Genomic DNA, 23,798 nt, shown 5'->3' on the forward strand with positions numbered 1-23,798 from the left:
AGGGGATGATAGAAAAATTAAAACGATGCCAACCACATACGCATTTTTAGGCCATAAGAGCTAGTCCAACCCGATGTAAAGCTGACTAATTCACCGTTATCAATTACCATAAATGTGGGAGTTGCGCTGACCCCAACCGCATTGGAAAGCTGACCGCTGGTATCGTTAATCACAGGAAACGTTAATTCCTTGTTTTCCATTCCCTTGATTAAGCGAGATGTTTCACCTGAACGTATCGCGATCGAAATAATTGGCATACCTGATTGGCTTAACTCTGATACCGTTGGCGAAGTCAAATTACATACCCCACACCAAGTTGCCCAAAAATACACTAGAATCGGTTTTTCTTTACTTAACTCAGCTAATGAAACGCTCTCACCATTCACTAGAGTGTGCTGCTCCAATAATACGGGCGCAAGGGTTTGTGGTTTGCGCCATAAATCCATCACCGTAAAGGCAATAAATAAAATAATTGCCAAAACAATAATTTCTTTAGACCACTTTTTTATTTTATTCATATAGTTACTTACCTATTTGTTATCAAATAGTACAAATCAAAGATGTAAGAAACCAAAACATCCACTTAAAATGAATGCTTTAGCATTTAATTAAATATTTTTTTCCTATCCTCTAATTTTAGAGTTTGGATTGTTTAATCTTTATCCTCTAAATAATTCGTGTTGAGGCTAGGCGGCGAGTGAAACTAAGCCCTAGGAGCATACATAAGTATGTGACTAGGGTTAGTAAGCGAAGCCAACAACGCCACAGCACGAAGTATGACGAGGATTATTTGAGCTTAGCGAGCTGCTCCTTCACTACCGCCTCAAACTGCTGTGCATCAATAGCACCTGGGATCATTTCATCACCCACCAATGTTGCTGGGGTACCATTCACACCCAATTTTTCTGCCAATATCATATTGGTACGAATACCATCGCGGCTCTTATCACTCGCTTTTAGCTTATCGTTGCCAGTGGCTTTGAGAGCATCTTTGATATTTGCATCTGATAGCATGCCCTGTTTTTGCATAAATTTATGGTGTAAAGCTTCAAATGCTTTCGGGTCTTCTTGCCACAGTGTCATGGTTAACTGAGCTGAATCCATTGATGTTTGGCCTTTAAATGGTAAATATTTGATTACCACTGCCACATCATTTGGATATTTTTTCACAATATCCATCAGTTGAGGGTCGAAACGCTTACAGAATGGGCAGTTAAAATCAGTAAAGTTAACTAAAACTAACTTGGCATCTTTTTTACCGATACGCGGGCTGGTTGGGTCATTGAATAAAGCATCGTGCTCCGCTTTTAACGTTTCTTTCATTTGGGCTTGTTGTTTTTCCCCTTGTTTGGCTTGCAGGGCAACGATAGCTTCTTCGAGAATTTCTGGGTTTTCAACCAAAGTATCACGCACTAATTTACGCACTTGTGCTTCTTGGTCTGCACTCAAAGGTGCCGCCTGTGCTACTGACCCAATCATTAGTGACGAAAATAAAACAGCTAAAATTGTTTTTTTCATTTTGTGGCTCCTTTGGCCTGATTCATAACGGATATTAGCGATTCACGATCAAGTATCGTTGAAAGTACTTCGCCTTCGGCCAAGTTAGGGCCATAGATTTGATTAAATGGAACAGCGACCTGCCCACGTTTTTGTAAAAATGCCGTAATTTCAGGTGAAGGCTTCGTCCAATCACCACGTAAAGCAACAACATCAGGTTCACTAAGCAGCTGTTGAATATCATCTCTTAGCAATACATTGTATTTATTTGCCTTACAGGTTACGCACCATTCCGCGGTAACATCAATAAATACGCGTTTATTATCCGCTAGCGCATCAGCAATTGCCTGTTCAGTTAGCGGTTGCCAATTCACCGTATCTTTAACGAGAGAGCGGCTACCAGAGTGCTGTTCTTGCGTCATCCAAACAAATCCACCAGCAAAAACGGCAAATAATATAAATGGCAAGATAGCCGCCCTTACACCACGTTTTATCGCGATAAAGACCACTAATAACACTAAGAAAATGACAGCAATCGCGGTCGAAGTAGAGACACCAAAATGCGGAATTAATAAGCTAATTAGCCATAAGCTGGAAACTAGCATCATGACTCCAAGTATTGCACGCAATTTGAGCATCCACATACCCGGTTTTGGTAACAACCTCGCAATGGCAGGAAAAGCGGCAATTAATAGCCAAGGTAAACTCATTCCTATACCTAATGCGGTGAAGATCAACCACAACTCTTCCATTGGTGCAGCCAGTGCAAAGGCCACAGCTGTGCCCAAAAATGGTGCAGAGCAAGGCGTTGCCAGTAATGTCGCAAATACTCCTTGCCAAAAATGACCACTATTGCCATGACCACCTGCGGTCGCCAAGCGTGTATTGGCCTTACTGCCTAGGTTTATTTCGAATAAACCAAATAAATTTGCAGTAAATAACGCCGTTACCACCACCATAAAGCCGATAAACCATGGGTTTTGGAACTGAATGCCCCAGCCAACGGCTTGCTGACCGACCCGCAGTAAGGTCATCAGTAAGGCGAGTAACCAGAAGGAAACCAAAATCCCTGAAGAAGACAGTAAAAATTGGCGACGAATGGTTTTCTGCTCACCTTGTGGAACCATTAAGACTGAGCCCAGTTTCATGGCGAGCACAGGAAGAACGCATGGCATTAGATTAAGGATCAAGCCACCTAAAAGTGCAAATAACACCACTTGCCATAAAGAAGCACCACTCACTTTTGACACTATTGTGCCAGTAAATGTGCTAACTTGATGGCTAATTTTCTGGGAAATGTCACCATCAGAAACCACAAAAGAAATGGTTTTTCCGGTTAAATCAGGAGACTCGCCCCCCCAATCATCACCAACATCTATTGTTGCTGTTAAATGTTCTCCTGATGTTTCTATTACAGGTACGCCTAACGCCGCCCCTTCAACCACATCAGTGAAAATGTTCGGTTGTTCCCACGAGTTCCCTGTATTTTTTTGTAATTCAATGATTAGCTTATCATTAGCAAAACCAACTTTGGTTTGCTCAACTAAACCACTTGATGGTGGAACCGCACCTTTGGCTTGGTTAAACGCCCAAGTAAAGTCAGCAGGAACAGGTTCTGTTAAATCGAGCTCAAATGGGTAATCGGTTAAAATACAAACATTGCTACATGTTGATAATGTTAACGTTCCTGCCAGTTTGTCCAACTTCTCATTACTTGTTACTGTTATCGGGAAAACTACATCGCCCATATAACCTTGAGTTGAAACACCAGCAACATCAAAGCGCCCTGGTGTTGGCCATTGCCAATCTGTTGATTCGACAGGTGACGACCATACAATTTCAGGCGCTACTCCGCCTTCGCCTGGTGAGCGCCAATAGGTTTTCCACCCCTCATCAAGTTGCACATCAAGCAAAACTTCAATTTTGCCATTTTCCTGTGCTGAACTTAATAACCTGACCTGCGCATGCCGTGGAGTGTTGTCATTCATCCACCCCGTATTCGCAGGTTGCAACCACCCCGTATCTGCAGCGTATAAACTGCTCGAAAATAGTGCAAAAAATATAAAAAATGAATTAATTAAAAAACGCATTGTTTCCTCCAGAATAAATTACACAAACGAATCCCTATTCGTTGTGTGTTAATTCCGAAGATTACAAAATTGTAAGTGTCTTCTGACTCTTGGAGGGGCATGCTTCTCTTCATTATTTGCTCTAGATATAAATAGATTAGTACAAAATAAAGTTAGCGCAGCCAAAGTAAGGAACATAAAGAAGAATGGTTCAAGCACAGCAGGTAACAAAGTCATTAATGACTTGGCGCTAAGTTCACAACTAGAAAGATGTGTACTACTGCTATCACCTTGTTTTACTTGTGATTGTTCGATATAGGAAAGGTTAGCTCCAGTATTAATTTGCACTTGAGCTAAGACATCTGGCACAAAAAAATTGGCGAGCAGACGCTCTCCGACGGCGCGTTGATTCATACAAATCAATACCATCAGACAGGCGAATATCACTAATCCTTTACCTAATTTTAAATGCCTGTTCATGCGCACCTTGGTATAACTTCCTGAAATAATACTAATTATGCGACTTTGATAACCATAACGATAAAAACCAGTCTTTGATTAATACCGTTACACCGTCTATAAATTAAATAGAGGTTACATCTTACACAGCAAAATATTCCGTACAAGTGTCATCAGCTAACTTTACAAATATTATTCTCTTCCCAATGAACAAAAATGCAGTTCCATCAAAACTAGGCACGTAAATTGCTTTATCCAATATATGACATGAAATGAAGATAGATTGCACCTTAACAGTGCGTGACTATCAGTTTAGGACAATATTAAGTGGCAAATCACCATGTTAGTGCGGTAATTCAAAAATTACCCAAATAATATGCGAGACAGCTCCCGAAATTGAAACAATTTGTTTTCATTAATTAACAAATTTAATTACTTTTTAACAACAATAAAACATATAGCGGATAATCGCGGTATTGTCTAAATCTGCGAAATATTTGCAAACACAACACTACAAAACCACAGTAATTCAGGCGTTATCTCGTGATGACCCCTTAAAATTACAACGGGTTTACACCGATGTTCTAAAGGAGTTGTAATTATGCGTATAAGTAAACTTGTATTATCGATGATGATTTTAGGTGCAACCTGCGCAGTCCAAGCAGAAGAATTAAACGGCACTCTGAAAAAAATCAAAGACAACGGTGTAATAGTTGTTGGTCATCGTGAATCATCCGTACCGTTCTCTTACTATGATAATAGCCAGAAAGTGGTTGGTTACTCGCAGGATTATTCAAATGCCATTGTTGATGCAGTGAAGAAAAAATTAAACATGCCTGATCTGCAAGTCAAACTCATTCCCATTACATCACAAAACCGTATTCCACTCCTGCAAAATGGCACATTTGATTTTGAATGTGGTTCAACAACCAATAACGTAGAAAGACAAAAACAAGCAGCTTTCTCTAACACTATCTTTGTGGTCGGGACACGCTTACTCACCAAAGGTGATTCCGGTGTAAAAGACTTTGCTGACTTAGCCGGTAAAAATGTTGTCGTGACCTCAGGTACGACTTCTGAAATTCTGTTGAATCAGTTGAATGATGAAAAAAATATGAAAATGCGCATTATCAGCGCGAAAGACCATGGTGACTCATTCCGTACCTTGGAGTCAGGCCGTGCTGTTGCCTTTATGATGGATGATGCATTGTTAGCGGGTGAGCGAGCAAAAGCGAAAAAACCGGATATCTGGGAAATCGTTGGCAAACCGCAAACTGAAGAAGCTTATGGCTGTATGTTGCGTAAAGATGATCCTCAATTTAAAGCACTTATCGACGAAACCATTGCGAATGCACAGACCTCGGGGGTCGCAGAGAAATCCTTTGACCGCTGGTTCAATCAGCCTATTCCACCAAAAAATCTGAACCTGAAATTTACTTTGTCCGATGAAATGAAAGCCTTATTTAAAGAACCAAATGACAAAGCATTAAACTAATAAAAAGACAAACAGGGTATTACTGAAGTAAGAATTGCAAGGCGGTCGTTCCCCGCCTTGCATCCTCTCTTACGACAGTATTCGGGAATTACATTGCCCACAGGAAGTCAATATTATGTCTATTAACTGGAATTGGGGGATTTTCCTTCAGGAAGCCCCATTTGGGAATACCACCTACTTAGGGTGGTTAATATCTGGCCTCGAAGTCACCGTAACACTTTCTATTTGCGCTTGGATTATTGCATTTCTAGTCGGTTCATTCTTCGGTATTTTACGTACAGTACCTAACCGTTTTTTAGCTTTTTTAGGTACCGCATACGTAGAATTATTCCGTAACGTGCCGCTTATTGTACAATTTTTTACTTGGTATTTAGTTATTCCAGAACTTCTCCCGCGTTCAATCGGGGATTGGTTTAAAATGGATTTAGACCCTAACTATCAATTCTTTATTTCCTCAATGCTTTGCCTTGGGTTATTCACCGCAGCGCGGATGACTGAGCAAGTGCGCGCAGCCATTCAGTCACTACCTAGAGGGCAAAAAAGTGCCGCACTCGCAATGGGGCTGACTTTGCCACAAACCTATCGCTACGTTCTATTACCCAATGCCTATCGGGTTATTTTGCCACCAATGACGTCAGAAATGTTGAACTTGGTTAAAAACTCAGCCATTGCGTCAACCATTGGCTTAGTCGATATGGCAGCACAAGCCGGAAAGCTATTGGACTATTCTGCTCACGCATGGGAATCCTTTACCGCAATTACGTTAGCTTATGTCGGTATTAACGTCATTATCATGATTCTGATGACGTTATTAGAGCGCAAAGTTCGCTTACCAGGCACTCTTGGAGGGCGGTAAAATGATGTATGAATTTGACTGGAGCTCAATTGCTCCGAGTATGCCCTTTTTAATCGATGGCTTTATTGTCACAGCAAAAATCACACTAACCGCGATAGTGGTCGGAATTTTGTGGGGTACCGTCCTTGCCGTGATGCGGTTATCCACATTCAAACCAATTAGCTGGTTTGCGGCCTTGTATGTGAATACATTCCGTTCTATTCCGTTGGTTATGGTTTTACTGTGGTTTTACTTAATCGTACCTAGCTTATTACAAAATGTTCTAGGCTTATCACCAAAAAATGATATTCGTTTAATTTCTGCAATGATAGCCTTCTCTCTTTTTGAAGCGGCCTATTACTCTGAGATTATTCGTGCTGGTATTCAAAGTATTTCACGAGGACAAGCCTCTGCGGCGTTAGCTTTGGGAATGACAAATATGCAAACTATGCGGCTCGTGGTGTTACCGCAAGCCTTTAAAGCCATGGTGCCATTGCTGTTAACTCAAGGGATTGTGCTGTTCCAAGACTCATCCCTCGTGTATGTGCTCAGTTTGACAGACTTTTTCCGTACCGCCACCAATATTGGTGAGCGTGATGGGACACAAGTAGAGATGGTACTGTTTGCGGGTCTGGTGTACTTTATTGTCAGTTTTGGCGCTTCTATGTTAGTGAATTATCTTAAGAAAAGGACTGTTTCATGATAACCCTGAAAAATGTATCCAAATGGTATGGCCAATTTCAGGTGCTTACAGACTGCACAACTGAAGTTAAAAAAGGTGAGGTTGTGGTTGTGTGCGGGCCATCTGGTTCTGGTAAATCCACATTAATAAAAACAGTGAATGGTTTAGAGCCGATTCAACAGGGTGAGATTTTTGTGAATGATATTCAAGTTAATAACAAAAAAACTGACCTTGCAAAACTTCGCTCTAAAGTTGGGATGGTATTCCAACACTTCGAGCTATTTCCTCATTTGTCGATTATTGAAAATTTGACATTAGCGCAAGTTAAGGTATTAAACCGCGATAAAAAAGAAGCGGAAGCAAAAGGTTTGAAATTATTGGAACGCGTAGGTTTATCCAGCCATGCCAATAAATTTCCAGCTCAGCTTTCAGGTGGGCAACAACAGCGTGTCGCTATCGCTCGAGCACTGTGTATGGATCCTATCGCTATGCTATTTGATGAACCTACTTCAGCGCTAGACCCAGAAATGATCAACGAAGTGCTTGATGTTATGGTTGAATTAGCCAATGAAGGCATGACCATGATGGTGGTTACCCATGAAATGGGATTCGCCAAAAAAGTGGCTAATCGTGTTATTTTTATGGATGAAGGCAAGATAGTTGAAGACAGTAAAAAAGAAGATTTTTTTGCTAACCCACAATCCGACCGTGCAAAAGATTTTCTCGCAAAAATCCTCCATTAATATTCAAGAGGGAGCTCATTAGCTCCCTCGTCTTATCACTGCGCTATTAGCAAATAAATCAACAACAACAACCTGAATTCGAAATAGATCAATAAACCACTACCATTTAACAAACTTTTTAGTTAAGTTGTTTGGTTATCAGCGTAAAATATCCTGATCCGTTCCCCGAAAAGCAATATCCAGCCTCCCTCGTAGGTTCAGCTAATCAACTATTGTTGTTTTCGGTGTAGATCCGCTATGCTATGCGATCTCAATTAAGAAAGACATTCACGCTACAGATGTAGCATTTATTCACCATAGGATTATCGGTGCCATGCAAGAACAATATCGTCCAGAAGATATAGAGCCTAAAGTACAGCGTCACTGGGATGAAAAAGCAACTTTCAAAGTGACTGAAGACAACAGCAAAGAAAAATACTACTGCCTGTCCATGCTACCTTACCCTTCTGGTCGACTACACATGGGCCACGTACGTAACTACACCATGGGTGACGTTATCTCTCGTTACCAACGTTTGTTGGGGAAAAACGTTCTCCAACCAATTGGTTGGGATGCGTTTGGTCTGCCTGCTGAAGGTGCTGCGGTTAAAAATAATACTGCTCCTGCGCCTTGGACTTATGCCAATATCGATTACATGAAAAACCAGCTGAAAATGCTCGGTTTCGGTTACGATTGGGATCGCGAAGTCACGACTTGTACCCCTGAATATTACCGTTGGGAACAATGGTTCTTCACTAAATTGTATGAAAAAGGTTTAGTGTACAAAAAAACCTCTGCGGTTAACTGGTGCCCACATGACTTAACTGTTTTGGCGAATGAACAAGTGGTTGATGGCTGCTGCTGGCGTTGTGACACCCCTGTTGAGCGCAAAGAAATCCCACAGTGGTTTATTAAAATTACCGACTACGCAGAAGAGCTGCTCAACGACCTTGACAAATTAGATGACTGGCCAGAGCAAGTCAAAACCATGCAGCGCAACTGGATCGGCCGTTCCGAAGGGACTGAGATCACGTTCAATGTTGCAGACCGTGATGAGACCTTAACAGTCTATACCACTCGCCCTGATACTTTTATGGGGGCAACTTATGTGGCTGTTGCAGCAGGTCACCCTCTGGCTAAAGAAGCCGCGACAAATAACCCTGAATTAGCCCAATTTATTGATGAGTGCCGTAATACCAAAACTGCGGAAGCAGATATGGCAACCATGGATAAAAAAGGTATGGCAACCGGTTTATTCGTTATTCATCCATTAACCCAAGAAAAGTTGCCAATTTGGGTCGCTAACTTTGTCTTAATGGAATACGGTACTGGTGCTGTTATGGCCGTTCCTGCCCATGACCAACGTGACTGGGAATTCGCTCACAAATATAACTTACCCATCAAAGCAGTTATTGCCGATGCTGATGGCAATGAGCCTGATTTATCCCAAGAAGCGATGACCGAAAAAAATGCACTGATTAACTCAGGTGAATTCAGTGGGTTAGACCACCAAGCTGGCTTCAATGCCATTTCAGACAAACTTGTCGCGCTAGGTGCAGGTCAACGTAAAGTAAACTACCGCTTACGTGACTGGGGTGTTTCACGTCAACGTTACTGGGGGGCACCAATCCCAATGGCAACATTGGAAGATGGTACTGTCGTTCCTGTTCCTGAAGACCAGTTACCTGTCATTTTGCCAGAAGATGTCGTGATGAACGGCATTACCAGCCCAATTAAAGCTGACCCTGAGTGGGCAAAAATGACCATTAACGGTCAACCTGCATTACGTGAAACCGATACCTTCGATACCTTTATGGAATCTTCTTGGTACTATGCACGTTATACCTGCCCGCAATATGACGACGGCATGTTAGACCCCGAGGCAGCAAACTACTGGTTACCGGTTGACCAATATATTGGTGGTATCGAACATGCCATCATGCACTTAATGTATTTCCGCTTCTTCCATAAGTTGATGCGTGATGCAGGGTTAGTCAACTCAGATGAACCAGCAAAACGCTTACTGTGCCAAGGCATGGTGCTTGCTGATGCATTCTATTATACGGGCAGCGATGGTCAGCGTGTTTGGGTTTCTCCAGCAGACGCCATTGTTGAACGTGACGACAAAAACCGTATTATTAAAGCCGTAGATAATGAAGGCCATGAACTGGTGTATACCGGTATGAGCAAAATGTCTAAGTCGAAAAACAACGGTATTGACCCACAATTAATGGTCGAAAAATACGGTGCGGATACCGTTCGCCTATTTATGATGTTTGCTGCACCACCAGAGTTAACCCTTGAGTGGCAAGAATCCAGCGTTGAAGGTGCTAACCGCTTCGTTCGTCGCGTTTGGCGTTTAGTACACGAGCACTCACAAAAAGGTGCAACTTCACCTTTAGATATCAGCACATTAACACCTGAACAAAAAGACTTACGTCGTGATCTGCACAAAACAATCGCGAAAGTCTCTGATGATTTCAGCCGTCGTTATGCATTCAACACTGCAATTGCTGCTATCATGGAATTCATGAACAAATTGGTTCGTGCGCCACAAGAAACGGAACAAGACCGTGCATTAGTTCAAGAGTCTCTTGAGGCTATCACGCTGATGTTATCACCAATCATTCCACATGCTTGCTTTGAAATGTGGAAAGCGCTCGGTCACAAAACAGACATCGATTTCGCACAATGGCCTGTTGCTGATGAAAAAGCCATGATTGACGATACCAAACTGGTTGTCGTTCAAGTTAATGGTAAGGTTCGTGGTCGTATCACCGTTCCGGCTGATGCAAACCAAGAATTTGTCCTAGATATGGCAAAAAATGAACCGAGCGTAGCGAAATACCTTGAAGGTGTTGGCATCCGCAAAGTAATCTATGTCCCAGGCAAATTGCTAAACCTTGTTGTAGGTTAATATTAGGTTGTTGGCTGATAAGGAGGCCAGGTGCGTTATCTGATAACTTTATTTTTGAGCCTGGCGGTGCTAGTCACCGCAGGTTGCGGTTTTCGTCTTCAAGGAACAACTCAAATTCCTGAGGAACTGAGAACTTTGCAGCTAAGTTCAAGTGATCCATATAGCTACCTTACAAGGGCGCTTAGGGAACAACTGCGGCTCAATAATGTGACCATTCTCGAAACTGGAAGAGCCGGTGTTCCCATTTTGAAAGTTCTGAGTTCTAATGAAAACACTGAAACTGTGTCCGTTTATCAGGATGGTAAAGCGGCAGAGAAACAATTAACACTGGTAATGAATGTGCAAGTGTTAATGCCTGATGGTGCTATCTATCCTTTACAAAGCCGTGTTGAACGCACTTTCTTCGACAACCCTTTAGAAGCACTGGCGAAAGATGCTGAAAAAGAAATTGTAAGGCAAGAAATGCAAGAACAAGCTGCACGCAATATCGTGCGTAAATTATTGCTTGTTCATTCAGCAGAACTTGAAAAAGCAAAAAACCAAGCGGCTGATACGAATACTCAACCATAATGACACGTATCTATCCTGAACAGCTGGCCTCTTCGTTACAAGAGTCTCTAAGAGGCCGCTATTTAATTTGGGGTAATGAGCCCCTTCTTCTTCAAGAAAGCCAAGATGCCATCCGCAAAGCGGCACAAGAGCAAGGCTTTGAAGAGCATTTTTCGTTTTCTCTAGAGCAAAATACTGATTGGGATGAGATTTTTAGCCTCTGCCAAGCTCTCAGCCTATTTGCTAGCCGTCAAACTCTCACGCTGTTGTTGCCTGAAAATGGCCCTAATGCCGCCATGGCTGAAAAGCTGAACCAACTGGCGCAATTACTGCATTCAGATCTCCTGCTTGTGTTACGTGGTCATAAGCTCACTAAAGCACAAGAAAACAGTGCTTGGTTTAAAGCAATTAGCCAAGATGCTATTTATATCAGCTGCCTAACGCCTGAATATCAGCGGTTACCACAATGGGTTTCTAAACGCGCCTACAGTATGCGGCTTTCGTTAGAAACCGAAGCTAACCAGCTACTTTGTTACTGTTATGAAGGGAATTTACTTGGTTTGGCGCAAGCACTTGAGCGGCTGTCTCTTCTTTATCCAGATGGTAAACTCACCTATCCTCGGGTTGAGAGTGCCGTTAATGACTCTGCGCATTTTACTCCCTACCATTGGGTTGATGCCCTATTGGCGGGTAAATCCCGCCGTTCATGGCATATTTTAGAGCAATTGCAGCAAGAAGATATTGAGCCTGTTATTTTATTGCGATCAATCCAGCGCGATCTAATGTTGCTTATTACATTAAAACGCCAGTCAGCAACAACCGCGTTAAAGACATTATTTGATCAACACAAAGTGTGGCAAAACCGCCGAGGTGTGCTCACGGAAGCCTTACAACGTTTAACATTGCATCAATTACAATCTGCATTAATGTTATTAACGCAAGCAGAAATCAATATTAAACAAGATTTTAGCCATTCTCCATGGCCTGACCTGCAGTCACTGTCTATGCTATTATGTGGTAAAGCATTTGCAGAGAATTTTATTCATGAGTAACTCATTTTCAAAACAACATAACTTGCTCGCATTATTCGGTGGGACGTTCGACCCCATTCACTTTGGCCATTTACGTCCAGTGCAAGCACTTGCTCAACAAGTTGGGCTCGAAAAAGTTATCTTGTTACCTAACCACGTTCCCCCCCATCGCCCACAACCAGAAGCGACGCCATCACAACGTTTAGAAATGGTGAAACTCGCAATTCAAAATGCGCCTTTATTTGCTATCGATACACGTGAATTAGAGAAAAATAGCCCTTCTTACACGATAGAAACACTGGTTGAATTACGCCAAGAAATTGGGCCAGAAAAACCTCTGGCGTTTATTATTGGTCAAGATTCCTTATTGTCGATTAATAAATGGCACGGCTGGGAGCGGATACTTGATAACTGCCATTTATTGGTTTGTTCCCGACCGGGATATGCCACACAGTTTACCGATCCTAAAATGCAAAACTGGCTGTTAGAACATCAAACAACAGACCCTATTGCCTTAAGCCAAGTGGCGAATGGGTATATTTTTATTGGAGATACTCCACTGGTAAATATCTCAGCAACAGAGATCCGCGAAAAATTAAATTCAGGCGACTCTTGTCACGATTTAATTCCAGATGCAGTTCTGCAATATATTCATCAACATCACCTTTACCAGCAATAAGGGAGCTCCCTTATTGAACAACTATTCGGATATGGCTCAAAAATGACTTGCTCTATTAAATAGTTGTCTGGGTATTGAATAAGCAATTGTTTCATCATCTCTAACGGCCTATTTAACGGTAAATTCCCCGCTAAATAGTCGTTAATCAGCCATAATAAGCGTTTTTTCTCATCCTTCGTGGCTTTGTGTTTGAAATAACCTTGCATATGGCTCAGCGCATTAACTTCCGTATTTCTTGCTGGCACTGTCGCCAATATTTCCATTAAACAAGCTTTATATTGATTAAAAAAACACACGAGGTCGGTACTGCTTTTAATACTCGCCACTAAACGCCCTGTATACTGATAGCCAACAGGGGAATACGCCATGATGAGATATTTGTGGCAGCTATGAAATTGAATAATGTTGTGATGTGTTAACTCGTTGTATAAGCCATCTAACCTTTGTAACGTATACAATTTCGTCAAAAAGCAGTCCCAGAACGTTGTATCTTGTAGTTTATCACTGGTTAATATTGGAATGTTAGCAGGGAATAGCCCCTGTAATTCAGGGAGTTGCTGGCCAAAGCAAATAATACCATTAACTTTGTTTTGCCTGTCCTCATGGGAAAAATCCGTGATAAATTCAACCATGGAACTCACTTGTCGATGAATATTAACAGGAAGATGATTAATCCCTTCAAATATAAAAACTTTTGGCTTAATTATTTGCATAATACCTATCTCATCCTAAAATGTTTTTCAGGAGTACAGTTTCTAGAGTTATTTTGTAAAGTTAACACAAACTTCTTGCTCAAATGTACGGATATCCCTATAAATTTCACTCCACAATGAATAAAAAATAATTTAGCCGATTTTTCTTAAAATCTAGGGTAAAATAACAAGGCTGTTAATGTGTTTGATTCGTTATCAGCTATTATTTTATCTACAAACTACAAACAGTGTTTAACGTGATATTCTGTTTATTTGAATAAAAGGTGAACCTTTTGCAAGGAACTGAACTCCAACAATTTATTATCGATCAGCTTGATGATGCTAAAGCAGAAGATATCATTACTATCGATGTTCAAGGGAAATCAAGTATTACCGATCAGATGATCATCTGTACAGGGACATCAAGCCGCCATTTGATGTCAGTCGCTGACAGATTAATCGAAGCTTGCCGAAAAAATGGTTTAATGCCATTGGGTGTTGAAGGGCAAGGCATTTCTGATTGGATTGTCGTCGACCTTGGCGATGCCATTGTTCATATTATGCAAGAAGAAAGTCGTCGTATGTATGAATTAGAAAAGCTTTGGAGCTGAGTTTGAAATTACAGCTCATCGCCGTTGGAACAAAAATGCCGGACTGGGTCCAGACCGGCTTTATGGATTACCTCCACCGTTTTCCTAAAGATATGCCATTTGAATTAACGGAAATTCCAGCAGGAAAACGCGGGAAAAATGCAGATATAAAGCGCATTCTAGAAAAAGAAGGCGAATTAATGCTCGCAGCTGTAGGTAAAGGAAATCGCATCGTCACTTTGGATATTCCAGGGGATCGTTGGGATACCCCAAAACTTGCCGTACAGCTCGATAAATGGAAACAAGATGGCCGTAATGTTAGTTTATTAATCGGTGGTCCCGAGGGTCTTTCACCCGCTTGCAAAGCAGCCGCGGAGCAAAGCTGGTCGCTTTCACCACTTACGCTGCCCCATCCACTGGTTCGTGTCCTTGTTGCTGAAAGTCTTTATCGCGCATGGAGTATTACGACTAACCACCCTTATCACAGGGAATAGTCAGGTTTAAATATGTTCAAAATGGCAATGGGATGAAAACACAACGCACCCCTTTTCGCGACCATACCGCTGAATCAGTTTTGTTTATCCGCCGAGCGCTTATCGCCTTCGGTGTGATTGTCATTTTAACGTCTATTCTTGTGACGAATTTGTATCACTTACAAATTGTCCGTCATGAAGATTACCAAACGCGGTCAAACGATAACAGAATCAAATTGGTGCCTATTGCACCAAGCCGTGGGATTATTTATGACCGTCGAGGAACCCAACTCGCACTTAATAGCACGTTTTACCAGTTAGAAATCGTGCCCGAAAAAGTCAGTAATCTACAAGAAACCTTAGATAATCTTCGTAGTGTGGTCGATTTAACTGACGAAGACATCACTAATTTTGAAAAAGAGCGTAAGCGCTCACGTCGGTTTACCTCTATTGCACTAAAAACACAGCTTAACGAAGTCCAAGTCGCTCGTTTTGCTGTTAACCAGTACCGTTTTCCTGGTTTAGAGGTCAAAAGCTACCAACGTCGTTCTTACCCATACGGTTCTGCACTAACCCATGTGATTGGCTATGTGGCAAAAATTAATGACAAAGATGTTGAACGTCTTGATAAAGAAGGTTTATTACCCAATTATGCCGCTAGCCACGATATCGGTAAATTAGGTATTGAACGTTATTATGAAGACATCTTACACGGCAAAACAGGTTATGAAGAAGTTGAAGTGAATAGCCGTGGTCGTGTTATTCGCCAACTTCATGAACAACCACCGCAAGCTGGTCGGGATATCTACCTTACCATTGACCTCGAATTACAGATTTATATCGAAAAACTGTTAACCACTAGCCGTGCTGCCGTTGTGGTCACTGACCCACGTAATGGCGAAATTTTGGCTTTGGTGTCTAATCCAAGTTATGACTCTAACTTGTTTGTTAACGGTATCTCAAATAAAGATTATCAAGCGTTATTAAATAACCCTGATAGGCCGTTGATTAACCGGACAACTCAAGGGCTTTACCCCCCTGCATCAACAGTAAAACCCTTTATTTCTGTTGCCGCATTAAGTGAAAAAGTAATCACGCCAAATACGACTATTTTTGATCCTGGTTGGTGGCAATTACCGGGTTCAGAAAAACGCTACCGCGACTGGAAGCGTTGGGGGCACGGTAAACTTAACGTATCTAAATCCATTATTGAATCTGCGGATACCTTCTTCTACCAAGTCGCTTATGATATGGGAATTGATCGTATTTCTGAGTGGATGAGCCGTTTTGGTTTTGGCGATTATACGGGTATTGACCTGGCTGAAGAGCGCTCTGGCATCATGCCAACCCGTGAATGGAAACAAAAACGCTATAAAAAACCTTGGTATCAAGGTGATACGATCCCTGTTGGGATAGGACAAGGCTATTGGACAGCAACTCCAATTCAAATGTCAAAAGCATTGATGACATTAATAAATGATGGTCAAGTTAAGACCCCTCATTTACTCTACGGCACAAAGTTGGGTAATGCCATGGTGCCTTATGAAGACAAAGAAACCAAACAAATCGGCGATATTAACTCAGGTTTTTGGGAACTAGCTAAGCATGGAATGTACGGTGTAGCCAATGCACCAAATGGTACTGGCCGCCGCAGTTTCATTGGCACACCATATAAAGCAGCTGCGAAATCCGGTACCGCACAAGTCTTCAGCTATGAAACCTATAACGCCAGTAAGCTGGCAGAGCACTTGCGCGACCACAAATTAATGATTGCTTATGCTCCGTATGATAAACCCACTATTGCCGTTGCGATTATTTTAGAAAATGGGGGCGTAGGCCCAGCAGTCGGTGATATTGTGCGGCAAATATTTGACCACGTTCTTCTTGGTGATAACCGAACCGAAGTCGCAGTGTCAGCAACCAATGCAGGAGAAGATCGCTGATGCGCAATTCCATGAATAACAATGAGCTATAAAGAATATGACAGACGATAAGAAAAAAATTTCGTTATCCACACGTCTGCATATAGATGTGCCTATGCTGCTAATTATTATCGCGTTGCTTGCATACAGCGCATTTATTATGTGGAGTGCTAGCGGCCAAGATCCTGAAATGATGGAGCGTAAATTAGGGCAGATAGCGACAGGCTTCGTCGTCATGATAGTGATGGCGCAGATCCCCCCTAGAATGTATGAAAACTGGGCACCTCACCTGTTTATCTTCTGCGTTATTTTACTGGTTTTTGTTGATGTCTTTGGGCAGATAAGTAAAGGGGCTCAGCGTTGGCTAGACTTAGGGTTCATTCGGTTCCAACCCTCTGAAATTGCAAAAATTGCCGTCCCTTTAATGGTCGCTCGTTTTATGAACCGAGACCTGTGCCCTCCTTCATTCAAAAATACCGTAATTGCACTAGTATTGATTTTTGTACCCACATTATTGGTGGCGGCGCAACCAGACCTTGGTACTTCAATTTTAGTTGCAGCTTCAGGCTTGTTCGTTTTGTTCCTTGCAGGAATGAGTTGGCGGCTTATTACTGTTGCAGCGATTGCGCTCGCGGCCTTCATTCCCCTGCTGTGGTTCTTTTTAATGCATGGCTACCAAAGAGCCCGTGTCATGATGTTATTAGACCCAGAAACTGACCCATTAGGGGCTGGTTACCATATTATCCAGTCAAAAATTGCAATTGGTTCTGGTGGGTTAATGGGGAAAGGTTGGCTACATGGCACGCAATCACAGCTTGAATTTTTGCCAGAAAGACATACCGACTTTATTTTTGCTGTGTTAGCAGAGGAACTTGGCTTAGTTGGGGTGCTCATTTTACTTGGCCTATACCTTTTACTGATTATTCGCGGGCTTTATATTGCTGCTAGCGCACAAAACACCTTTGGTCGAGTTATGGTTGGCGGCTTGATCTTAATCCTTTTTGTCTATGTATTTGTGAATATCGGTATGGTCAGTGGTATATTACCTGTGGTTGGTGTCCCCCTCCCTTTAGTGAGTTATGGGGGCTCCGCATTGATTGTTTTAATGGCTGGATTCGGTATTATCATGTCGATACATACACACCGAAAATTCCTTTCTAAAAGTTTATAAAATGAGGCTTAGTATGCGTTTACAATGGATAATGCTTGGCGTCACAGCCGCGCTACTCAGTGGCTGTGTGACAGATGAAGTTAAACAACCAGCCCAAGTGCCAACCAATGTACCCACTCAAGATGTATTAGGTGCAGAGCCTCATTATGAGCCGTATCATCCAACCGCAAATAATGATTACTCACGTAATGGTCAACAATACCAAATCGTACGTGACCCATCACAATTTAGCCAAGTGGGTTATGCATCCATTTATGGTGCTGAGTCTGCAGGTAATATGACTGCGATTGGGGAACGCGTTAACCCAGTGGAATTAACAGCGGCTCACCCGACTTTGCCAATCCCAAGTTATGTACGTATCACCAATATGATGAATGGCCGCATGATGGTTGTTCGTGTTAATGACCGCGGGCCTTATGTTCCAGGTAAAAGTATTGCTGTCTCAAGAGCTACCGCTGACCGCCTGAATTTAATGCCTACGACAAAAATTAAAATTGATGCCATTCAAGTTGCCCAAGATGGCTCCTTATCAGGGACAGGAACAGTAGGTTCTAACTTTGTGAAACAGAGCTATGCTTTACCGGGACGCCCACAATTAGGCTCTGGCCCAATGGGCACCCCTGTGATGGAAAACTTGCCAACTCCGGAAAATACATTGCCAGTTCAGCAGCCCAAAGAACCGATGCAGCCTACTATGCCAGACATGAACCTGCAAACACCAACACCGCCACCTGCAGCCGTTGTAGCTGAAGAACCGGTTCCAGAGCGTGGTTTTCTTGTTCAAGCTGGTGCCATTAGTAGCCAAGCCAACGCGCAAAATATGCTGAATGAGTTGAAAACACAATTTAATGTTCCAGGCCGTCTACAACCCTATAATGGTATTTACCGAGTACAGCTAGGGCCATTTAGTACAAGGCAACAAGCTGTTGAGGTTCAAGGCCGTTTACAGTCTGAAAAAAACCAATCGTCAATGGTCGTTGCGCCATAGAGCTATGTAACTTTAGGTTGCTCAATCATATTTTGGGCAACCTAAATACAGGCAATATTCAACTGACAAAAAAAATCATTGGTACAGCGCAAAAGTCACTTTTTCCTTATCCCGTTCTTTTGCTAAACTGCGCCTCCTTGTGTTAACCGAATTTCGGATGTAATGGTAAAACCATGAATAATGTCGCTCCATCACGCATCGTGCGTCATACTGTGCTGGGTTCCGCACTCCTTCTTATGACTGCTAACATTGCGAACGCTAATGAAACCTTCCCAAATACATCAATTCCTGCAGCACCCGCTATTGATGCTGAAGCTTATATCTTAATTGATTATAATTCAGGCAAAGTTCTCGCCGAAAGTAATGCTGACCAACGTCGTGATCCTGCAAGTTTGACAAAAATGATGACCAGCTATGTTATCGGTCAGGCAATTAAGTCAGGCAAAATTGGTGAAAATGATATTGTCACGGTTGGAAATGATGCGTGGGCTACTGGTAACCCAGTATTTAAAGGCTCATCATTGATGTTCTTAAAACCAGGCGATCGTGTTAGCGTTTCTCAGTTAACTCGTGGCATTAACTTGCAATCAGGTAATGATGCCTGTGTTGCAATGGCCGACTATATTGCGGGTGACCAAGCCAACTTTGTTCAGCTAATGAATGGTTACGTGAACAAATTAGGGCTGAAAAATACCCATTTTCAAACTGTTCATGGGTTAGATGCTGAGGGCCAATATAGTTCAGCACGTGATATGGCTCTTATTGGGCAAGCGCTAGTACGTGATGTGCCTGAAGAATACGCAATTTATAAAGAGAAAGAGTTTACCTTTAACAACATCCGTCAAACAAACCGCAATGGGCTGTTGTGGGATAAGAGCTTAGCTGTTGATGGCATCAAAACAGGCCATACTAATGCCGCGGGCTATAACCTTGTCGCATCAGCAACTGAAGGTGACATGCGCCTGATCTCCGTTGTTATGGGGGGGAAAAGTAGCAAAGGCCGTGATGCCGAAAGTAAAAAATTACTCACTTACGGTTTCCGCTTTTATGAAACCGTTAAACCATTACAAGCCAATGTGGATTTTGCCAGTGTGCCAGTCTGGTTTGGTGATGAAAATGAAGTAAAATTAGGTGTGACCGAAGATTTATACCTCACTATCCCACGAGGCCGCTTAAAAGATTTAAAAGCCAGCTATGAATTAACGACAACTGAACTAGAAGCGCCATTAACCAAAGGCCAACAAGTAGGGACAATTAGCTTCCAACTTGATGGTAAAATCATCGAACAGCACCCTTTAGCAGTGTTAAAAGATGTTGAAGAAGGTGGTTTTTTCAGTCGGTTAATTGACTACATAAAATTACTCTTTCATCGCTGGTTTGGTTAAGACTTGAAACTAAAATAAGTCGTCCCCATATAGTAAATATCGAAATAGATAAGTACCGAAATGTTTGTTGGGTGAATACATTTCATTGGCTGGTTTAATACCAGCCAATCTTTTTCAGCCAGCAGCCCAATTTAAAAATTAGGAGTGCCCATGAAAACGAAATTAGGTGAACTGCTTGAGTTCCCATGCCCCTTAACCTACAAAGTGATGGGCTTGGCACAGCCTGAACTGGTTGATCAAGTGATTGAAGTGGTACAGCGTCATGCGCCAGGTGACTATAGCCCAGACGTAAAACCAAGTAGCAAAGGCAATTATCACTCAGTTTCTATTACTATCAATGCGACTCATATTGAACAAGTTGAAACCTTGTATACTGAGTTAGGTGCATTAGAGTTAGTGAAAGTTGTACTTTAAACAACAAGTTATCAAAGGCCGAATAGTCTACTGCTATTCGGCCTTTTTCATTTTTATGCCCTACGTTAAAATGCAATATATTCACTCCTCAATAACATTTGTTTCCAATCTAAATCACATTTTATGCAAGCATCCAGTCGTATGTTAACTTGAAGTATGGCAAACATAGGCGTTATACTGCCCGCAACGATAAAGACAACGTGGACACCTAAATTTTGTCAGATAGATGTATAACCATACGCCAACTTGGCCTTGCTCCTTATCAAACTGTTTCTGATGCGATGCACCAATTCACAGAACACCGTACGCCAGAAACCCATGATGAAATTTGGCTAGTTGAACATCCTCGCGTATTTACCCAAGGCCAAGCCGGAAAAGCGGAGCACGTTCTTGCCCCTGGTGATATCCCTGTTATCCAAAGTGATAGAGGCGGCCAAGTTACCTATCATGGGCCAGGGCAACAAGTGATGTATGTTATGCTCGATCTAAAACGCAATAAAATTGGTGTTCGTGAGCTAGTTACCGCATTAGAAAATACCGTCGTAAATACCCTTGCCCATTTTAATATTGCAGCGTATCCTCGCCCTGATGCTCCCGGTGTCTATGTTAATGGCGACAAAATTTGCTCCCTCGGATTACGCATAAGGAAAGGCTGTTCTTTTCATGGGCTCGCATTGAATATTGATATGGATCTTGAACCCTTTAATCGTATTAATCCTTGTGGTTACAGTGAATTAAAGATGACTCAAATGAGTAATCTTGCTCCCAAAGTATCAGTTTCCGATGTTCAGCCTGTGCTAATTCGCCAATTCTGTGACACACTAGGATTTCATATTGTTCAATAATAATGCTATAATTTTTTAACATTTTTAAAAAATATTTTAATGAATGGATAACAGTCTCCATTCGGTTTTATTTAGAATTATCACTTATCCATCAGCATAAAAGATAACTGGAACCGTCATATTATGAGTAAACCAATTCAGATAGAACGCGGAATTAAATATCGTGACGCCGACAAAATGGCGCTGATCCCTGTCAAAAACGTTGTGACTGAACGAGAAGAAATTCTACGTAAACCTGACTGGATGAAAATTAGGCTTCCTGCTGATTCCACTCGTATTCAAGGCATTAAAGCAGCCATGCGCAAAAATGGCTTACACTCTGTATGTGAAGAGGCATCATGTCCTAACCTTTCTGAGTGTTTTAACCATGGTACCGCGACCTTTATGATTTTGGGCGCTATTTGTACCCGCCGCTGCCCATTCTGTGATGTTGCCCATGGCCGTCCAAATGCACCGGATGCCAACGAGCCCGAAAAATTAGCGCAAACTATTAAAGATATGGCACTACGCTATGTCGTCATTACGTCTGTTGACCGTGATGACCTACGTGATGGCGGAGCACAGCATTTTGCTGATTGCATTAGTGCTATTCGTGAAAAAAGCCCATCAATTAAAATTGAAACGCTGGTTCCTGACTTCCGCGGCCGTATGGATCGCGCATTAGAGATTTTAACCGCAACACCACCTGATGTGTTTAACCATAATCTTGAAAATGTGCCACGTGTTTACCGCCAAGTTCGCCCTGGCGCTAACTATGAATGGTCTTTAAAATTACTCGAAAAATTTAAAGAAGCACATCCAAATATCCCAACTAAATCGGGGTTAATGGTCGGTCTTGGTGAAACCAATGAAGAAATTATCGAGGTTATGCGCGACTTACGTCGTCATGGTGTAACGATGCTTACACTAGGCCAATACTTACAACCAAGTCGCCATCACTTACCCGTCAAACGCTATGTCAGCCCTGCTGAGTTCGATGAAATGAAAGAAGAAGCCATGGCAATGGGCTTCACTCACGCAGCCTGTGGACCATTCGTTCGCTCTTCTTATCATGCCGATTTACAAGCTAAAGGCGAAGAAGTTAAATAATCTCAACTGTTTAATTTATAGACAATTTATTGATAAAAAGGTCTGGTTTATATCAGGCCTTTTTTATTTTTATAAATAAAAAAACTCGCCCTAGATAGCTAGGGCGAGTTTTCAGCTGTTCGTTTTAATCTTAATTATAAAAATTACAGAGGAATAACGTTAGCAGCAGATGGGCCTTTAGCACCTTCAGTAATTTCAAATTCCACTTTTTGGCCTTCAGCTAAGGTTTTGAAACCATCGCCCATAATCGCAGAAAAGTGAACAAATACATCTTTGCTACCATCTTCTGGAGTGATAAAACCAAAACCTTTAGATTCGTTGAACCACTTAACGTTACCTTTAACTTTAGACATCAAATATTACCTTTAAAATAAAATAGACACACCATCTGTATCAAGCTCAGTACATCAGATTTCTCAGTTACTTGTCTACAACCTAGATCACGAAAATGGACTAAAAAGATAAAAAAATATTATTTATCGATAGAATAGGTTCTGATTTCGACAATAATTCTTATCAATAGTAATTATTACAACTAATAGTATTACCTATAACTAATTATTCAGTGTTTACTTCTCATGCAAAAGTAACCAATCTTTAATATCTAAGCCTCCTGTATACCCCACTAATTTTCCATCATGCCCAAGTACGCGATGACAAGGAACAATTAATGAGATTGGATTACGTGAGTTTGCCATACCGACCGCACGACAATAATTTACGGAGCCTAACTTTAACGCCAAATCTTTATAGCTCCATCGCTCCCCGTAAGGGATCCCACAAAGATGTTTCCACACTTTTTTCTGAAATTCTGTTCCTTGTGGATTTAATGCAACCGTAAAAACGGTTCTTTTATGATTAAAGTATTCCTTTAATTCTTTCACACAAAGCTTGGAGTGCTCATTCTTCGTTTCTTTTTCTGTTTTTTCATCCACAAAATAGAGGCTCGTTATTCCGTCATCATCAGCCGTAATATGTATCCACGGTTTAGGAAATTTATCCGGTGTTGCTAAATATTGATGGTACATAGTATCTCCTCAAAAGGACTCAATTACCTGATTGTATATACAGTTATAGAGTAAATTATTTCCACTTTGCAATGATCTTTTTTCTTAGAGAGTCTATCTGAATCATCCAATACCATACTTTTTTATTTTCAATGTTAATAACCACCTAGCTAATAATTAGAATAATTATCATTCAATATTTTCTATTCACTACATATTGTGTGGTTGATAAGTTAAAAATCTATATATAGTATTTATATGTCACGCACCTTATTTTTACTGCTATT

The 23,798-nt window shown here is 41.6% G+C and carries 24 protein-coding genes; 17 read left to right on the forward strand and 7 right to left on the reverse strand.

Translation table 11 applies throughout. The annotated features are described in order from the left end of the window. Nucleotides 1-17: 17 nt before the first annotated feature. The 4 genes from P3L40_RS16565 to P3L40_RS16580 form a co-directional block, all read right to left on the reverse strand. A complete protein-coding gene (locus P3L40_RS16565; protein ID WP_110591315.1) occupies nucleotides 18-518 on the reverse strand; it encodes a redoxin domain-containing protein in 501 nt (166 codons plus the stop codon). Between the two features lie 268 nt (nucleotides 519-786). After that, nucleotides 787-1,518: a DsbA family protein gene (locus tag P3L40_RS16570; RefSeq protein WP_004257016.1), complete on the reverse strand. Its 732-nt coding sequence runs from the start codon at nucleotides 1,516-1,518 to the stop codon at nucleotides 787-789. Beyond that, the gene (locus P3L40_RS16575) at nucleotides 1,515-3,587 is read right to left on the reverse strand and encodes a protein-disulfide reductase DsbD family protein (RefSeq protein WP_210853478.1); all 2,073 of its coding nucleotides are present in this window, start codon (nucleotides 3,585-3,587) and stop codon (nucleotides 1,515-1,517) included. Before P3L40_RS16575 ends, P3L40_RS16570 begins: the two co-directional genes overlap by 4 nt. Before the next feature lie 48 nt (nucleotides 3,588-3,635). After that, a complete protein-coding gene (locus tag P3L40_RS16580; protein ID WP_094961801.1) occupies nucleotides 3,636-4,046 on the reverse strand; it encodes a metal resistance protein in 411 nt (136 codons plus the stop codon). 607 nt (nucleotides 4,047-4,653) lie between these two features. Here P3L40_RS16580 and P3L40_RS16585 point away from each other — a divergent pair. The 8 genes from P3L40_RS16585 (at nucleotide 4,654) to nadD (ending at nucleotide 12,935) form a co-directional block, all read left to right on the forward strand. Beyond that, nucleotides 4,654-5,520, forward strand: a complete 867-nt coding sequence (locus P3L40_RS16585; protein WP_004257033.1) for a glutamate/aspartate ABC transporter substrate-binding protein — start codon at nucleotides 4,654-4,656, stop codon at nucleotides 5,518-5,520. A 115-nt stretch (nucleotides 5,521-5,635) separates the two neighbouring features. Then, nucleotides 5,636-6,376 (forward strand): amino acid ABC transporter permease, encoded by a 741-nt coding sequence (locus P3L40_RS16590; RefSeq protein WP_004257036.1) that lies wholly within the window; start codon nucleotides 5,636-5,638, stop codon nucleotides 6,374-6,376. 4 nt (nucleotides 6,377-6,380) lie between these two features. Beyond that, entirely contained in the window at nucleotides 6,381-7,058 is a 678-nt protein-coding gene (gltK, locus tag P3L40_RS16595; RefSeq protein WP_036958176.1) for a glutamate/aspartate ABC transporter permease GltK, read from the forward strand. Next, complete coding sequence (locus P3L40_RS16600; RefSeq protein WP_004257041.1) at nucleotides 7,055-7,780, forward strand: amino acid ABC transporter ATP-binding protein; 726 nt, start codon at nucleotides 7,055-7,057, stop codon at nucleotides 7,778-7,780. Before gltK ends, P3L40_RS16600 begins: the two co-directional genes overlap by 4 nt. A gap of 313 nt (nucleotides 7,781-8,093) precedes the next feature. Then, entirely contained in the window at nucleotides 8,094-10,676 is a 2,583-nt protein-coding gene (gene leuS / locus P3L40_RS16605) for a leucine--tRNA ligase (RefSeq protein WP_140172811.1), read from the forward strand. 30 nt (nucleotides 10,677-10,706) lie between these two features. Further along, nucleotides 10,707-11,246, forward strand: a complete 540-nt coding sequence (lptE, locus tag P3L40_RS16610; protein ID WP_036957952.1) for an LPS assembly lipoprotein LptE — start codon at nucleotides 10,707-10,709, stop codon at nucleotides 11,244-11,246. Further along, nucleotides 11,246-12,277, forward strand: a complete 1,032-nt coding sequence (gene holA / locus P3L40_RS16615) for a DNA polymerase III subunit delta (RefSeq protein WP_004257053.1) — start codon at nucleotides 11,246-11,248, stop codon at nucleotides 12,275-12,277. Before lptE ends, holA begins: the two co-directional genes overlap by 1 nt. Beyond that, complete coding sequence (gene nadD, locus P3L40_RS16620; RefSeq protein WP_206277454.1) at nucleotides 12,270-12,935, forward strand: nicotinate-nucleotide adenylyltransferase; 666 nt, start codon at nucleotides 12,270-12,272, stop codon at nucleotides 12,933-12,935. The genes holA and nadD overlap by 8 nt, the downstream gene beginning before the upstream one ends. Here nadD and P3L40_RS16625 read toward each other — a convergent pair. After that, a complete protein-coding gene (locus P3L40_RS16625) occupies nucleotides 12,923-13,648 on the reverse strand; it encodes a YbgA family protein (protein WP_210853476.1) in 726 nt (241 codons plus the stop codon). The genes nadD and P3L40_RS16625 overlap by 13 nt on opposite strands. Before the next feature lie 263 nt (nucleotides 13,649-13,911). Between P3L40_RS16625 and rsfS the strand changes: the two genes are divergently transcribed. The 9 genes from rsfS to lipA all read left to right on the forward strand — a co-directional run bounded on the left by rsfS (nucleotide 13,912) and on the right by lipA (nucleotide 22,504). Continuing rightward, nucleotides 13,912-14,238: a ribosome silencing factor gene (rsfS, locus tag P3L40_RS16630; RefSeq protein ID WP_004257063.1), complete on the forward strand. Its 327-nt coding sequence runs from the start codon at nucleotides 13,912-13,914 to the stop codon at nucleotides 14,236-14,238. Between the two features lie 2 nt (nucleotides 14,239-14,240). Then, entirely contained in the window at nucleotides 14,241-14,711 is a 471-nt protein-coding gene (gene rlmH, locus P3L40_RS16635; protein WP_036957956.1) for a 23S rRNA (pseudouridine(1915)-N(3))-methyltransferase RlmH, read from the forward strand. A 32-nt stretch (nucleotides 14,712-14,743) separates the two neighbouring features. Beyond that, nucleotides 14,744-16,633: a peptidoglycan DD-transpeptidase MrdA gene (mrdA, locus tag P3L40_RS16640; RefSeq protein WP_004257068.1), complete on the forward strand. Its 1,890-nt coding sequence runs from the start codon at nucleotides 14,744-14,746 to the stop codon at nucleotides 16,631-16,633. A 37-nt stretch (nucleotides 16,634-16,670) separates the two neighbouring features. Continuing rightward, entirely contained in the window at nucleotides 16,671-17,783 is a 1,113-nt protein-coding gene (gene mrdB / locus P3L40_RS16645; protein ID WP_004257071.1) for a peptidoglycan glycosyltransferase MrdB, read from the forward strand. Nucleotides 17,784-17,796: 13 nt separating this feature from the next. Continuing rightward, a complete protein-coding gene (rlpA, locus tag P3L40_RS16650; RefSeq protein WP_036957957.1) occupies nucleotides 17,797-18,771 on the forward strand; it encodes an endolytic peptidoglycan transglycosylase RlpA in 975 nt (324 codons plus the stop codon). A 173-nt stretch (nucleotides 18,772-18,944) separates the two neighbouring features. Beyond that, nucleotides 18,945-20,156, forward strand: a complete 1,212-nt coding sequence (gene dacA / locus P3L40_RS16655) for a D-alanyl-D-alanine carboxypeptidase DacA (RefSeq protein WP_094961795.1) — start codon at nucleotides 18,945-18,947, stop codon at nucleotides 20,154-20,156. A gap of 150 nt (nucleotides 20,157-20,306) precedes the next feature. Further along, entirely contained in the window at nucleotides 20,307-20,570 is a 264-nt protein-coding gene (gene ybeD / locus P3L40_RS16660; protein ID WP_004257083.1) for a DUF493 family protein YbeD, read from the forward strand. Nucleotides 20,571-20,851: 281 nt separating this feature from the next. Further along, the gene (lipB, locus tag P3L40_RS16665; protein WP_004257086.1) at nucleotides 20,852-21,415 is read left to right on the forward strand and encodes a lipoyl(octanoyl) transferase LipB; all 564 of its coding nucleotides are present in this window, start codon (nucleotides 20,852-20,854) and stop codon (nucleotides 21,413-21,415) included. 123 nt (nucleotides 21,416-21,538) lie between these two features. After that, a complete protein-coding gene (lipA, locus tag P3L40_RS16670; RefSeq protein ID WP_004257088.1) occupies nucleotides 21,539-22,504 on the forward strand; it encodes a lipoyl synthase in 966 nt (321 codons plus the stop codon). A gap of 143 nt (nucleotides 22,505-22,647) precedes the next feature. On the opposite strand, the gene cspE is transcribed toward lipA, so the two are convergent. After that, entirely contained in the window at nucleotides 22,648-22,857 is a 210-nt protein-coding gene (gene cspE / locus P3L40_RS16675) for a transcription antiterminator/RNA stability regulator CspE (RefSeq protein WP_004257099.1), read from the reverse strand. Between the two features lie 216 nt (nucleotides 22,858-23,073). After that, nucleotides 23,074-23,532 (reverse strand): methylated-DNA--[protein]-cysteine S-methyltransferase, encoded by a 459-nt coding sequence (locus P3L40_RS16680; protein WP_004257101.1) that lies wholly within the window; start codon nucleotides 23,530-23,532, stop codon nucleotides 23,074-23,076. Nucleotides 23,533-23,798 lie beyond the last annotated feature (266 nt).

Origin of the sequence: Providencia sp. PROV040, assembly GCF_032706145.1 — a bacterium.
GTDB classification, from domain to species: domain Bacteria; phylum Pseudomonadota; class Gammaproteobacteria; order Enterobacterales; family Enterobacteriaceae; genus Providencia; species Providencia hangzhouensis.

Bases quoted from the DNA above. Each gene is read 5' to 3' on its own strand.
- P3L40_RS16565 (WP_110591315.1), bottom strand. From the start codon at position 518: ATGAATAAAATAAAAAAGTGGTCTAAAGAAATTATTGTTTTGGCAATT.
- P3L40_RS16570 (WP_004257016.1), bottom strand. From the start codon at position 1,518: ATGAAAAAAACAATTTTAGCTGTTTTATTTTCGTCACTAATGATTGGG.
- P3L40_RS16575 (WP_210853478.1), bottom strand. From the start codon at position 3,587: ATGCGTTTTTTAATTAATTCATTTTTTATATTTTTTGCACTATTTTCG.
- P3L40_RS16580 (WP_094961801.1), bottom strand. From the start codon at position 4,046: ATGAACAGGCATTTAAAATTAGGTAAAGGATTAGTGATATTCGCCTGT.
- P3L40_RS16585 (WP_004257033.1), top strand. From the start codon at position 4,654: ATGATGATTTTAGGTGCAACCTGCGCAGTCCAAGCAGAAGAATTAAAC.
- P3L40_RS16590 (WP_004257036.1), top strand. From the start codon at position 5,636: ATGTCTATTAACTGGAATTGGGGGATTTTCCTTCAGGAAGCCCCATTT.
- gltK (WP_036958176.1), top strand. From the start codon at position 6,381: ATGTATGAATTTGACTGGAGCTCAATTGCTCCGAGTATGCCCTTTTTA.
- P3L40_RS16600 (WP_004257041.1), top strand. From the start codon at position 7,055: ATGATAACCCTGAAAAATGTATCCAAATGGTATGGCCAATTTCAGGTG.
- leuS (WP_140172811.1), top strand. From the start codon at position 8,094: ATGCAAGAACAATATCGTCCAGAAGATATAGAGCCTAAAGTACAGCGT.
- holA (WP_004257053.1), top strand. From the start codon at position 11,246: ATGACACGTATCTATCCTGAACAGCTGGCCTCTTCGTTACAAGAGTCT.
- nadD (WP_206277454.1), top strand. From the start codon at position 12,270: ATGAGTAACTCATTTTCAAAACAACATAACTTGCTCGCATTATTCGGT.
- P3L40_RS16625 (WP_210853476.1), bottom strand. From the start codon at position 13,648: ATGCAAATAATTAAGCCAAAAGTTTTTATATTTGAAGGGATTAATCAT.
- mrdA (WP_004257068.1), top strand. From the start codon at position 14,744: ATGAAAACACAACGCACCCCTTTTCGCGACCATACCGCTGAATCAGTT.
- mrdB (WP_004257071.1), top strand. From the start codon at position 16,671: ATGACAGACGATAAGAAAAAAATTTCGTTATCCACACGTCTGCATATA.
- rlpA (WP_036957957.1), top strand. From the start codon at position 17,797: ATGCGTTTACAATGGATAATGCTTGGCGTCACAGCCGCGCTACTCAGT.
- dacA (WP_094961795.1), top strand. From the start codon at position 18,945: ATGAATAATGTCGCTCCATCACGCATCGTGCGTCATACTGTGCTGGGT.
- ybeD (WP_004257083.1), top strand. From the start codon at position 20,307: ATGAAAACGAAATTAGGTGAACTGCTTGAGTTCCCATGCCCCTTAACC.
- lipB (WP_004257086.1), top strand. From the start codon at position 20,852: ATGCACCAATTCACAGAACACCGTACGCCAGAAACCCATGATGAAATT.
- lipA (WP_004257088.1), top strand. From the start codon at position 21,539: ATGAGTAAACCAATTCAGATAGAACGCGGAATTAAATATCGTGACGCC.
- cspE (WP_004257099.1), bottom strand. From the start codon at position 22,857: ATGTCTAAAGTTAAAGGTAACGTTAAGTGGTTCAACGAATCTAAAGGT.
- P3L40_RS16680 (WP_004257101.1), bottom strand. From the start codon at position 23,532: ATGTACCATCAATATTTAGCAACACCGGATAAATTTCCTAAACCGTGG.